This is a genomic window from Balneolaceae bacterium (assembly GCA_034521495.1).
GTDB lineage: Bacteria > Bacteroidota > Rhodothermia > Balneolales > Balneolaceae > Rhodohalobacter.
Window position 1 is genome coordinate 29596 of the sequence record JAXHMK010000007.1, and the last position, 13469, is coordinate 43064.

Below are 13469 nucleotides of genomic sequence, written 5' to 3' on the forward strand. Positions count from 1 at the left end.
ACGATACCAACAATTCCTAATTTTGTGCTTAAAAATTACACCGAGGTAATTGTTGGAACAAGCCAAAATCATGTCGGAAGAAGATGTCAATCGCACATACCTGCGATTCGCACATCAATTTCTGGAGCCTCATGACAATCCATCTGAGCCTGCAGTGATTGGAATGCAAACAAGGGGTGTATACATCGGGCGCCGAATTGTAAATATTATTGAAAATATCATTGGCACTAAACCCGATTTTGGAGTACTTGACGTTACATTTTACCGGGATGATTTCCGTTCCAAGCTCAAAATGCCGGAAGTAAAAGTGACCGAGATTCCATTCGACCTGTACAACAGGGATGTTATACTGGTGGACGACGTACTCTACACCGGCCGGACAGTTCGCTCTGCGATGGATGCCCTGATGGATTATGGGCGGCCGAGAAGCATTAAATTTTGTTGCATGATTGATCGCGGGCACCGGGAACTTCCAATCCGGTCAGATTATGTTGGTTTAACAATTCCTACCCATGCCGATGAAGAAGTACAGGTGAAAGTAAAAGAGTTGGATGGAGAAGATGCCGTGTATGTAGTGAAAGGAAGGGGGCTGGATGACTGAAACCGCAGATTATAGCTTCAATAAAAAGCATCTTCTGGGTTTAGCAGATTATTCAAAAGAGGATATTGAATATATTCTCGAACAATCCAAAACATTTCGTGAGGTTTTAGACCGGCCGGTCCCCAAAGTACCCACCCTTCGAGATAAAACAATTGTTAATCTGTTTTACGAGAACAGTACACGGACCCGCTTATCCTTTGAACTCGCCCAAAAAAGAATGGGCGCTGATGTGATCAATTTCTCGAGGGGAACATCCAGTACAAGGAAGGGAGAATCTCTCAAAGATACTATTCGCAATATCAGCTCAATGAAGATTGATATGGTAGTTGTTCGTCACGAAAGTCCCGGTGTTCCCCATTTTTTAACCAGGTGTGTGGATGCAGCTATACTCAATGCTGGCGATGGTGCCCATGAACATCCCACCCAGGCACTTCTTGATATGTTTACAATACAGGAGGAGTTGAAAGGGGTAAAAGGAAAAAAAATCGCTATAATCGGGGATATAGCACACAGCCGTGTGGTTCGGTCGAATATTATTGGCATGAAAAAACTGGGTGCAGAGGTTACTATTTGCGGTCCGAAATCATTAATGCCCAACTATGTAGATGCACTTGAAGCAAATGTATCATACAATCTTGAAGAGACACTGGCTTGGTGTGATGTTGCAATGGCTTTGCGTATACAGTTAGAGAGAATTGAAGGTGCCACGGACCTGTTTCCGAGTTTGCGGGAATACCACCAGTTATTCGGAATAAAAATGGCACACCTTGAAAAATATCCGCAATTCACAGTAATGCATCCCGGTCCGATTAATCGAGGGGTAGAGATGGAGAGCGAAGTTGCGGATAGTGACAGGGCCGTAATATTAGACCAGGTTACGAACGGGCTCGCGGTCAGAATGGCCATTCTTTACTTGCTGAGCGGCGGGGTTCGGATCTAAAAGGACCTTAATTCATAACAATCGTAAAATTCCGCAGGATCCTTTCGAACGATTTTTTGATTTAAAACGTAGAAAAACTCTGTAGAAGTTCTTATTTTGACTGTCATTCAAAATTTGACCATTAGTCATATATGGAAAAAAAACTCACCCGGAAAGAGCGTGAACGCCGAGCACGAAAAGAGCTTATTATTGATGTGACCGAGAAGATCATCGAGGAGCGTGGTTTCGAAAATATCACGATGGATGAGATCGCAGAAAAAGCCGAAATGGGTAAAGGTTCTCTCTATCTGTATTTCAAAAACAAGAATTCTATATTTTTAGCAATCTGTAATCGGGGATCCCAGATTTTAAACCAGGCGATGAGCCGGGTTATAGCAGAAGATATTACGGGGTTAGAAATGGTTGAGAAACTGGGTCAGGCTTATTTTCAATTTATTACTGATAACCCATTGTATTTTAACGCTTTTAATTATTACGAGGGTTTGCGAAATCGCGATGCTTTGCCTGACGGTCCCATGGCGGATAAGTGTGAAGAAAATGCTCGACAGGCGATGACATATATCGTGCGTTCGCTACAAATTGGGATGCAGGATGGCAGTATCGATTCTTCATTTGATCCCAAGCAACTCGGCCTGATTATTTGGGGTGCATCCAAAGGAATTGTTCATATGGCTTTTATGAAACAAAAAGAGGAGCACATAGCCGTTCTTGATGATATTGATTTTAACCTCGAATCACTTATAGAAACTTTTATGCAGTTGGTTGGGCAGGGAATGAAAAATTATGACTACCAGTCAAAAAATGTGTAACAAAGAAAATATACGTACGTAGCAAGTATCTGTTTTAAATAAGATTTCGAAGAAAAAGGAAATGCAGCTAAAAAAGACTCAGCTATCAATACTTTTAATGATCATTCTGATCCTTTGTCCGGGGACTTATCAGGCGGTTTTTTCACAAGATGTTCAGGTGGAATTACCTGAGAGTAATAAACTCACCATAGATCAGGTCATTAAACTGTCGGTTGTGAATAACCCGGAAGTAAAGCGTGCAATTCTATCGGTAGAAAATGCCGATGAACAGGTGAAGATAGCCTGGAGCGAAGTTCTGCCGGATGTGACAAGTTCAGCCACATTTACCCGCAATATTGAAATACCGGTCAACTTTGTACCCGCTACATTTTTCGATCCCAATGCAGACCCGGATGAACTGGTACCCCTTCAATTCGGTACAGATAACAACTGGCAGGGTGGATTCACGGTTTCGCAAAATATTTTTCGGGGTGAGGCTATAGTAGGAATCAGCAGTTCCAGTGTCTTTAAATCTGTGCAGGAGGAAGCTCTGCGTTCAACTGTTCAGCAAATTATCACGCAGTCGAGAAAGTCATTTCATGCGGTTCTTATTGCTGAAGAGCAGTTGAGATTGCAGGAAGCGACAATCAGCCGAATTGAAGAAAATCTCGAAGAAAACCGATCCAGATATGAGGCCGGCCTCATAGAAGAGTACGATGTGCTTCGGCTTGAAGTGCAATTGGCAAACCAAAAACCACAATTGAAAGATGCTCAACTGGCTGTTGAAGAAGCTCACCGAAACTTAAAAGAGGTGATGGCTCTGCCGCTTGATATGCCGCTGGAGATAGTGGGCAGTTTAAGTGAATATCGAATCAACAATCCATCAGAAGATGGAAATAAAAATGAGAACATCTATAATCTTGTAAAAGCTACACCACTTCCAATGTTATCTGAAGAGGAAGCCCTGGATGTGATGCGCGGCAAGCGCGGTGATTTGCGTGTGCTGGATGTGCAGCAGAGCCTGAAAGACCGGGAAATCAGAGCAATTAAGAGCCGGTTTTTGCCAACTATTACTGCAGATTACAACCTTCAATGGACGGCAGCTCAGCCGGGATCACCCAGGCCGTTTGAAAATGCTGTAAGATTTCAAACGCTGATGGTTAACGTAACGGTTCCCCTATTTACCGGATTTGAGAGAATGGCGAATCTGAACGTTGCAAAGATTGAAAAAAGAGATCTTATGGTTCAGGAGTGGGCGACAGAGAAAACGGCCCTCAACGAGTATGAGACAAATTTAGAGCGTCTTAGAAATCTTGAAGAGACAGCCAACGCACGAAGACAAGCAGTGGAACAGGCCCAGCGAGGATATGAGATTGCCGAGAATCGATACAAGAACGGAGTGGGGTCGCAGCTTGAAGTGACCGAGGCAGAACTTCAGGTACGCGAAGCTGAACTAAATTATGCACTCTCAGTGGCTGATTATCTGAATACCAAGGCCGATTTTGATTTGGCTATCGGAATGGTGCCCATGATCGATGAAACTGAATACGAATTTTAAACGGATAAAAAATTAACAATATGAAAATTCAAAGAATAGCAGCAGTGCTTCTTGTACTCGCCCTTTTCAATGCCTGCGGGATGGAAACTGCTGAGGTTGAGCAGGCGGTGAAAACAGTAAATGTGGAAACCAAGCAAGCAGAGCCGGAAACCTTTGAGAGTTACTTGCGGCAAGTCGGTACCGTCAGCACAAATCGCGATGTTCAGGTTTCTGCGGAGGTTAGCGGGCGTATTGTAAACCTCAACAAAGAGGAGGGCGACGATGTGCGGGAAGGTGAAACGGTTATAAAAGTAGATGACCGAAAATTGCAGCAGGAGTTGAACCGATTGCAGGCAACAACATCTCAGTCAAGAGAAAATTACGAGCGACTGAAACGATTGTATGAAGAACAGGATATCGGTTCTGAGATCGATTATTTGAATGCAAAATATACGTATGAACAGAATCTGGCGGCGCTGGAATCTTTACGGATTGATCTGGAAAATAGTTCCATCTCTGCGCCTTTTACAGGAGTTGTTGAGACTGTATTTACAGAAGTGGGCGAGATGGTTTCGCCCGGAACTCCTGTTTTTCGCCTGATCAGCAGTGAGAGTAAAAAGGTAGAACTTGGGGTTCCCGCAAGATATGCCAATTCAGTGGATTTGGGTGATGAGGCTGAGGTTTGGTTTGATTTTGACGCCGAAACCCGATACCAACTGCCGGTTACACTCATTGGAAATACAATCAACCCAACAAACCGGACATTTGCCGTTGAAATTGATCTGCCTGCAGAGCTTAACCAGGTAAAAATTGATATGATTGCCAATGTACGGCTTCGAATCGAAAGAATTGAAGATGCTATTGTAGTCGGCGAAGAGTATGTATTCCAGAAAAGCGGAAACAATGTAGTGTATGTAACCGGCCAAGACGAGGAGGGTAACCCCATTGCTGTAGAACGGGTTGTAAGTTTGGGTTCGGCTTATGGAAATAATGTTGTGATTCGAGACGGCCTTGCCGCGGGTGAAGATTTAGTAACTGTAGGAGCTTCGTATCTGCAGGACGGCTCCAGGATTGTAATTGTTGAAGAGGAGCAGTCTGAAATGGTTGCCGAACAAGAAAGTGAATAAAATTTAGTCATGAGCAAAGATCAATTCAATAGTCCTATTAAAAAGACAACGGCTCCGGCAGAAGACCGCAAAGAGTTTGGGCTGAGTTCATTTTCCATCAACAACAGAGTAAGTGTTCTTGTAATGGTGGTTCTGATTGCCATTTTGGGAGTTCAGTCGTATATGTCCATCCCGAAAGAGGCTCAGCCGGATATTACCATTCCGAATATCATTGTAATTACGCTCTATCCCGGGGTGAGCCCTGTGGATATGGAGAGTTTAATCACCCGGAAACTTGAAGAGGAGCTTGGGACTATCTCTGATATAAAGGAGATGACATCCACTACTACGGAGGGATATTCAAGCATCAACCTGGAGTTCAATACAGATGTAAATATTGATGAAGCGCTCCAAAAGGTTCGGGAAAAAGTGGATTTGGCAAAACCGGAACTGCCGTCTGCGGCCGAAGATCCGATGATACAGGAGATTAACGTTTCCGAATTCCCGATTATGCAGGTGAATGTATCGGGGGCGTACGGGCTTGATGATTTGAAGATTGTAGCCGAAGATCTGCAGGATCGGATTGAAATGATACCACAGGTACTGGAAGTTAACCTGGCCGGGGGAATTGAGAAAGAGGTGCAGGTGAATGTTGATCTCCAGATGCTCAAATATTACGGAGTGTCGATGGGAGATATTATTTTGGCCATTCAGAATGAGAATGTAACCATTCCCGCAGGTGCTATAGACGTGGGCTCCAAGAAGTTCCTGATGCGGGTTCCGGGTGAATATGACAGTCCGTCACCGATTGAAGATATAGTAATTGATGCCCCCAATGACGCCCCAATTTACATCAGGGACGTGGCAGATGTTAGGTTCACTCAAAAAGAAAGAGAATCATATGCATATCTGAACGGCGACCCGGTTATCACACTCTCTGTAACCAAGCGAACGGGAACCAATATTATTGAGGCTGCACAAAGTGTGCGGAATATTATTGATGAACAACTCCCGGGTATGCCTCCCACTACGAATGTAAAGGTTACATCTGATATGAGTGAGGAGATAAACATGATGGTGAGCAGCCTGGAGAATAATATTATATCCGGCCTTATTCTTGTGATTGGAGTTCTGCTCTTTTTCCTTGGTGTTCGGAATGCTTCATTTGTGGGGATATCCATTCCGTTGTCTATGTTTATCTCATTCATCGTCCTCCAGGCCGCGGGAATTACCATGAACATGATTGTGCTCTTTTCACTGATTCTTGCACTGGGGATGCTGGTGGATAATGCTATTGTAGTGGTGGAAAATATTTTCCGTTACCTCGAAGAGGGATACGATAATATTGAGGCGGCAAAAAAAGGGACCGGAGAGGTAGCCATGCCCATAATTTCGGGCACGTCAACAACTCTTGCTGCCTTTCTTCCGATAGCTTTTTGGCCGGGAATTGTGGGCGATTTTATGTCGTACCTGCCAATTACTCTTATCATTACTTTGAGTAGTTCGCTTTTTGTTGGGTTGGTGATCAATCCTGTGCTGTGTGCTGTTTTTATGGAGTTGGAAACGGACGAGAAACGCAGAAAACCATCCATTACCAGGAAAGGGAAGTGGGCACTCAATATTGCTGGTATTATTCTTCTCGGTTTTCTTTTGATGGGAAACCCAAATTTTTGGGGAATGATGATTGTTTTAGGAGCACTTCTGTTTCTCAGTTTTAAATTTTTTATGAAACCGGTGGGCCTCTGGTGGCAGGAAAAGGGGTTGAAACGGGTTCTTACCTACTATGAATCTACATTAAAATGGTCGCTCAAACATCGTTTTAAAGTATTTGGAATTTCAGTCTTAGTGTTGATATCGAGCTTTGTGGTTTTCGGAGTTTTTAACCAGGGAGTTGAATTTTTTCCTGAAGACATCCCACCAAAAAGAGCCTATGTTCAGATAGAAACTCCAGCCGGAACCAATGTAGAATTTACAAGGGATATAGCTGAAGAACTGGAAAGCCGTTTGAGTCAACTTGATAACTATGCGGATGTAGAAACTGTTGTAAATACACCCGGCTCACCCGTATCAAGTGGAATGGAAATGGGTGGAGGAAATACCTCCAACAGGGGAACCATTGCTCTCAGTTTTGTAGACTACAATGAACGAGTGGGAAGTACATTTGATGCGATTGAGCAACTTCGCGAAATTCTGCCCAAAGGAATTGCGGGGGCCGAAATAACTGTAGAAAGACAACAAAATGGTCCTCCAACCGGGAAACCGATAAATCTTGAAATAGCTGGACAAGATCTTGAACAACTCGACAGTATCTCCCGGGAGATACTGTCGATCCTGGAAAACGATCCGATCTACGGAAAGCTCGATGGACTCGAAACAGATCAGCCTGAGGCGCGACCTCAAACCAGGATTACGGTAGATCGTGAAAAAGCAGCTATTTACGGAGTAAACACCAACGATGTTGGAAATACCATCCGACAGGCTATAAATGGTGTTGAAGCCTCTCAGTATAGAGAAGGCAATGACGAATATGATATTACCGTACGCCTTGCTGAGAGGTACAGGGAAGATTTAAGCACGTTGAATAATTTAACAGTGATGGGAGAAGAGGGGCGGCAGATTCCACTTTCTGAAATTGCAAACTGGCATGTTGAAGAGGGCTACGGAGGTATCAACCGAATTGATCAGAATCGGGTTGTTTCTGTACAGGCTGATGTTCGAAGTAACTACAATAGTAACGCCGTACTTGCAGAAGCCCAGCAGTTACTGGCACCTCATCTGCAGGAGCTGCCTGAGGGCGTAACAACACGCTGGACAGGCCAAAACCAGGAACAGGATGAAGCCCAGGAATTTTTGACCAATGCATTTTTCATTGCACTGGCACTGATGGCGTTCATTCTCATTTCTCAGTTTAACTCAATTTCCAAACCGTTTATCGTATTAACATCGGTTATTATGTCTATTGCCGGGGTGTTGTATGGATTAGTAATCTTCCAGATGCCATTCGGTATAATTATGACAGGTATCGGTGTGATTTCACTTGCAGGTGTGGTAGTTAATAACGCCATTGTGATGATTGACTATATAGATATTCTGAGATCGCGGGATAATATGAATCTGTACGATGCACTGGTACAGGGCGGGCTTGTGCGTTTTCGTCCCGTAATTTTAACAGCCATTACCACAACATTAGGACTTGTACCACTCGCAATAGGTTTTAACCTGGACTTTATTGTACTTGCAAATGAACCGCTGCAGTTTTTAACTAATATTGGTGAATATGTTTATTGGGGTGGTGAACAGGCCGCATGGTGGAGTGGCATGGCAATTGCCGTAATTTGTGGTTTAATGTTTGCCACATTTCTTACGTTGATTCTTGTTCCGGTCTTGTACTACATCATTGAAGAGATCCGAAGAGGAACAAACAGATACTTTTTCGATACCGTGAATCCTGCAATTATTATCGATCAAAGCGAGGTGATTAGCCAAAATGGTTCGCCCAAATCACAGGAAGAAGAGAAAGAATACCATCACTAAGAGATCTTTAGGACTGGCGTTTATCCTGTTTTGAAAGTGGTATCTGCCAGTCCATTTCATTATTTTTGAATGAAATTTTAAACCAATTTTTTTGATTTGATCCAGCGTCCACAAACTTTCTATTTGATCTTTGCCTCACTTTTGAATTTTGCTGTTTTTTTTAATTCTGTCTACAGTAAGGCTATGGCCGATCCTGCCGTTTGGATTGGTTACGGTACGGCTATTTCTTTAACACTTGCTCTTGTAATAGCTTTAGGCTCAGTTTTTTTATACAAAAACCGCCCGTTGCAATTGAAAATTGTTAAAATTGGTACTTACATACAGATTGTAGCATTAGGTTTTGGAACAGGGGTGCTATTCTCATTAGGAGGATTTGGTACGTTTTTATGGCAGGAATCCATTGGTGTTGCTTTGATTACTTTATCACTGGCAATGTTTTGGCTTGCGGGGCGAGGTATCAAAAAAGATGAAGAGTTAGTCAAGTCAATGGATCGCATACGATAATCTTTTGAACACCTTTCAGCACTCCAATCGGCCGACCTTAAAAGTACTTTTATTACTTTTTTTTGGTTTAATATCATTTGGATTTGCACCTATCCTGGTTCGTTTTGGAACAGATGTTGAACCATTGGTATTGGCGGCCCTTCGCACAGTATTTGCTGTAATTTTACTATTGCCTTTCTGGCTTTCAAAAGGGCTCCCGGTTAAGCAGCTCAAAAAAAGTGGAGTTCACCTGTTTTGGTTGATTGGTGCAGGATTTTGCCTTGGACTTCATTTCACATTTTGGATCGCTTCCCTGCACTATACCTCGGTAGCTTCGGCATCCGTACTGGTTACTATTCATCCGGTGATTTTAATTATGGCTGAGAGTATTTTGTTCAAGCGATCATTTCGTCCAATAGTTTGGGTAGGCGTATTTGTAGCATTTGGCGGATCAGCGTTTCTTGGTATTGCCGATAAAACATTAGCAGAACAGTTTCCACATGCGTTATTCGGGAATACACTGGCGTTTTCTGCCGCAATTATTTTTGTGATCTATTTTCTAATCGGCCGCAAAATCAGGCAGCATTCAGAATGGATTGATTACGTATTCCATGTGTATTTCTATGCGGCAATAACCTGTACTATTCTATCTTTTGTATGGATAGGTAGTTTACCAGTTGTTACAGGCTCTTCAATAATAGTTGGATTGGCTTTGGCTGTTGGTCCTACAATTTTAGGTCACGGATCGATGAATTATGCGGTGAAATATTTTTCTCCCACTCTTTTATCTACCCTTATTTTATCTGAAGCAATTTTCGCAGCTGTTGCCGCCTATTTTATTTTTGATGAAATGCCCTCATTACTATCTATTATTGCAATGATAACTATTATTTGTGGTGTGGCATTAACTTGGTCAAAAAGGCTCAAATGATAAAAATGACAACAATATACAAGGTTCTGTTTGTGTAGAATTTTTGTTCATTCACAACAAAACTGCTACATTATTCGTAGAAATAGAGGTTAAAAACGTAAACATAAACTCATATAAAGTATTTAAGTTCAAGAGAATCAACTGTTTCTGACCGATAAAATGATTTGTAAAGAAACTTCGTTGTAAAGATTGATTAAATATGGCAGAAGGTAACGTTACAATTTTTTCGGATTTAGTGAATAACGACCTTCATTAAACAGGAACCAACCTGTATTTCATGATGCATAAATCCCCGTTTGTCAGAAAAGAGATGCGAAGACTCTCTATAATTTCGTTACTTCTTTTTTCTGTGACTCTTTCTTGCACGAACGATTCCGAAAAATCCACCATTTCTTCGGAATCTGCCCCAATAACTATCTATGAACCGGTAGATCGTGACTTCGATGACATCAAAGAGGATGGTGTACTTCGAATGATTACATTCTACAGCTCAAATACATATTTCTTAAATCAGGGAATAGAGGTAGGATTTGAATACGAACTGTTAAAAGAATTTGCAAGAGAAAATGACCTTGCGGTAGAGGTGATTATTGTAGGAGCCGAGGAAAATCCATTCGATCTGTTGAACAAAGGCGTAGGAGATGTAATTGCGGCAAACTATACCATTACGCCGGAAAGGAAACGGGTAGCAAAATTTACACGGCCATATAATATTGTAGATCAGATGATTGTCTACTCTGCAGAACAACCGAACAGGCCGCAGACACTGGAAGAACTTTCCGAATCTGATATTCCAATCTCGGTTCGCAGAAACAGTTCATATTATTCTCGTTTAACAGAGCTGAAGGAGGAGGGGTATACATTTAATATTAATCCCATATCCGATGGAATGGATACAGAGGCTGCTCTTTTTCAAGTGGCTGAAGGTAATTTAAAAGCTACTGTAGCTGATGATAATATGTATGATGCATCAAACCGCTACATGGAAGGTTTATATCCCGGGCCGACTATTGCCGAATCAGATACCATTGCGTGGGCTATTCGGAGTAATGCAGATGAGTTGGAATCGAAAATGAACCGTTATTTGTATAAACACTTTCGGTTTTCAGAAGAAAAGGATAAACCTCGGCGATCCACATTCCTGAATGTGTTACGGAAGAAATATTTTGAACAAAGCAGACAGATGGCCCAGTATTACAATCCTGAATGGCAGTACCAGTCGATGGGTGTAATTTCACCTTATGATGAGTTGATCCGGTCAGTTGCAGACTCTATGGATCTGGACTGGCTGATGCTCACTGCCATGATAGCACAGGAATCGAGTTTTAATCCAAACAGCAAGAGCTGGGCAGGTGCAGTTGGGTTGATGCAAATTATGCCACAATTTGTTGATTCTACTGCATACGAAAACTACCAGGATCTATACGATCCGTTGACTAATATCCAGTTGGGCGCAGATGTAATCAAAGATAACTTAGACCACTATTCGTATATCGACAGTACAGAACAGCGTTGGGCATTTGCGCTCGCAACCTATAATGTAGGTCCCGGTCATATGGCAGATGCCCGGCGGTTAACCATCGATCAGAATAAAAATCCAAATGACTGGGATTCTGTATCCAATTCGCTGATTAAGCTGATGCAGCGACGCCATTATCAGAAAGCGAGATATGGTTTTGCAAGAGGAATTGAGCCTGTACAGTATGTGGAAGAAATTATGAACCGATATCGTACATACCAGGCAATTCTTGCATTAACTGAACAACAGCAAGCTGCTGGTTTTACAAATGTTTTAGGCCCCACATTTAACCGTTAAACTTCCTTGGCTTTAATGATTAGGAGTGTAAGGTCATCAAAAAGTTTTTCGTTTGAGAAAGCCAGTACATCGGTTACAATTGCATCTAAAATCTCATTTGGCGATTTATTCCTGTTTTTTAGAATGCACTCTTTCAATCGTTTGATGCCAAACTCCTCTTCGTTACTGTCCATAGCTTCATTCACTCCATCCGTATAAGAGATCAAAAGATCATTGGGATTGAGCTGTACATCCGCCTGTTTGTAAGGTGCCATGGCTTCCATTGCTCCAAGTAATAAACCACCATCAGAAAGCTCTTCAAAAGAATCAGAGTTCTTCCGAAGCAAAAGTGGAGGATTGTGTCCGGCATTAACATAGCGTAGAATTTTATGAGTACTCAGGAATTTAGCCCAGAAAAAAGTAATAAATTTATCAGCTGGGGTATTTTTGAAGATAAGATTGTTGATGCGTTCAGTGGCCTCAGAAAGTGTAATATCAACCGGAAGTAAAACATGCAACATCGATTGCAGGTTCGCCATTAACAAAGCAGCCGGAACCCCCTTACCAGTTACATCGCCAATTGCCAATATAGTATTTCCATCCGGAGTTTTGGCAATATCAAAATAATCTCCGCCCACCTCCCTGGAAGAGATTGTACGTGCAGCCAGGTCTACTCCTTCAATTTCAGGTATGGGATCTGGCAAGAGTCCCTGCTGAATAGATTTTGCAATGGATAACTCCTCTTCCATTCTCTCTTTATCAATCCGTTCTTCAAGGAAATAGGTTTTTTGAATTGAGATAACTGCAAGGTTTGCCAGCGACTTCAGGAAATTAAAGTCAGTTTCTGTATATGGTACTTTATTGGCTCGCTCACCAACTCCAATAATTGCCACTTTTTCATTCTGAACTGAGATACTGATTAAAGCGGCAATATTATTTTCATAAATCCATGGGTATTCATTCGCAAAACTCTCATCAATTTCTACCACATTATCTTCTGTGGTTTTAAAAATATGTTCAATTCGTGAAGGGTCCGGTTGTTTTTTGAGTCCGCTTGAAGTTAGCAAACTTATTTCGTCCTGGTTTTTATAGATGAGAAAAAACGTTCGAATAAAAAGCTGCCCTAAGAGCGCGAATTTAAAAATCCGTGAAATTTTTTCCCGATCCACTAACAAATTAAACTCTTTCGAAAGATCGAACAGTGTGTTCAATTCATGAATGCGCCTGTCCAGATTTCGATACGTATTTGTAAGCTCGGTAAAAAGTTGAGAATTGACGAGTGCAGCGGTTGAGATGATACAAAGTCCTTCGATAAACTCAAGTTCATGTTCTTGAAATGCTTCTTTGTTTGCTTTGCCTCCAAGAAACAAAACTCCGTGATGATTGTTGTTCGTACGGAGAGTAAAAAACAGGCTATGTTCTAATTCACCCAGCAGTTCTTTAATGGATGAGGCTACTTTATCTGCTTTAAAATAGGCTTGTTCTTTGCATTCCTCGGTATTCACAACTTCGTATTGCTTCTCCTCCTCGAGTTTGGGCAACCCTTTTGATTTTTTCAGAGTGTATGATTTTGATTGGGAGTCGTAAATAAAAATTGCTGCTCGCGAGACAAGCAAACGCCCCATAAGAATGAGAAGAAGGTTGTTGATAATGAATTCGCTGTTACGCGATTCAACAAGTATCCGGCTGGTTTCAAGAACGGTTTTCAGTTCAAACTTCGATTGAAGCTCTTTGTTTTTTTTGGATTGATCCAC

10 protein-coding genes are annotated in these 13469 nt (G+C 42.0%); 9 read left to right on the forward strand and 1 reads right to left on the reverse strand.

Features of this window, described 5'->3' with window-relative positions:
• Nucleotides 1–52: 52 nt before the first annotated feature.
• From pyrR to U5K72_04035, 9 genes are all read left to right on the forward strand, one after another.
• On the forward strand, nt 53–601 hold the full coding sequence (gene pyrR / locus U5K72_03995) for a bifunctional pyr operon transcriptional regulator/uracil phosphoribosyltransferase PyrR (GenBank protein MDZ7717970.1): 549 nt from the start codon (nt 53–55) through the stop codon (nt 599–601).
• Nucleotides 594–1541 carry an aspartate carbamoyltransferase catalytic subunit gene (locus U5K72_04000; protein MDZ7717971.1) on the forward strand — a complete coding sequence of 316 codons (948 nt, stop codon included), beginning with the start codon at nt 594–596 and terminating at the stop codon, nt 1539–1541. The genes pyrR and U5K72_04000 overlap by 8 nt, the downstream gene beginning before the upstream one ends.
• Nucleotides 1542–1672: 131 nt before the next feature.
• The gene (locus U5K72_04005; protein MDZ7717972.1) at nt 1673–2350 is read left to right on the forward strand and encodes a TetR/AcrR family transcriptional regulator; all 678 of its coding nucleotides are present in this window, start codon (nt 1673–1675) and stop codon (nt 2348–2350) included.
• A gap of 97 nt (nt 2351–2447) precedes the next feature.
• The gene (locus tag U5K72_04010) at nt 2448–3887 is read left to right on the forward strand and encodes a TolC family protein (protein ID MDZ7717973.1); all 1440 of its coding nucleotides are present in this window, start codon (nt 2448–2450) and stop codon (nt 3885–3887) included.
• 20 nt (nt 3888–3907) lie between these two features.
• Nucleotides 3908–4993 carry an efflux RND transporter periplasmic adaptor subunit gene (locus U5K72_04015; protein MDZ7717974.1) on the forward strand — a complete coding sequence of 362 codons (1086 nt, stop codon included), beginning with the start codon at nt 3908–3910 and terminating at the stop codon, nt 4991–4993.
• Nucleotides 4994–5002: 9 nt separating this feature from the next.
• Nucleotides 5003–8506, forward strand: a complete 3504-nt coding sequence (locus U5K72_04020) for an efflux RND transporter permease subunit (GenBank protein ID MDZ7717975.1) — start codon at nt 5003–5005, stop codon at nt 8504–8506.
• 96 nt (nt 8507–8602) lie between these two features.
• Entirely contained in the window at nt 8603–9010 is a 408-nt protein-coding gene (locus U5K72_04025) for a DUF4293 family protein (protein MDZ7717976.1), read from the forward strand.
• Between the two features lie 4 nt (nt 9011–9014).
• The gene (locus tag U5K72_04030) at nt 9015–9920 is read left to right on the forward strand and encodes a DMT family transporter (GenBank protein ID MDZ7717977.1); all 906 of its coding nucleotides are present in this window, start codon (nt 9015–9017) and stop codon (nt 9918–9920) included.
• Nucleotides 9921–10197: 277 nt separating this feature from the next.
• The gene (locus U5K72_04035; GenBank protein MDZ7717978.1) at nt 10198–11736 is read left to right on the forward strand and encodes a transglycosylase SLT domain-containing protein; all 1539 of its coding nucleotides are present in this window, start codon (nt 10198–10200) and stop codon (nt 11734–11736) included.
• Here U5K72_04035 and U5K72_04040 read toward each other — a convergent pair.
• Entirely contained in the window at nt 11733–13469 is a 1737-nt protein-coding gene (locus tag U5K72_04040) for a PP2C family protein-serine/threonine phosphatase (GenBank protein ID MDZ7717979.1), read from the reverse strand. The genes U5K72_04035 and U5K72_04040 overlap by 4 nt on opposite strands.

Bases quoted from the DNA above. Each gene is read 5' to 3' on its own strand.
- U5K72_04000 (MDZ7717971.1), top strand. From the start codon at position 594: ATGACTGAAACCGCAGATTATAGCTTCAATAAAAAGCATCTTCTGGGT.
- U5K72_04005 (MDZ7717972.1), top strand. From the start codon at position 1,673: ATGGAAAAAAAACTCACCCGGAAAGAGCGTGAACGCCGAGCACGAAAA.
- U5K72_04010 (MDZ7717973.1), top strand. From the start codon at position 2,448: ATGATCATTCTGATCCTTTGTCCGGGGACTTATCAGGCGGTTTTTTCA.
- U5K72_04015 (MDZ7717974.1), top strand. From the start codon at position 3,908: ATGAAAATTCAAAGAATAGCAGCAGTGCTTCTTGTACTCGCCCTTTTC.
- U5K72_04020 (MDZ7717975.1), top strand. From the start codon at position 5,003: ATGAGCAAAGATCAATTCAATAGTCCTATTAAAAAGACAACGGCTCCG.
- U5K72_04035 (MDZ7717978.1), top strand. From the start codon at position 10,198: ATGATGCATAAATCCCCGTTTGTCAGAAAAGAGATGCGAAGACTCTCT.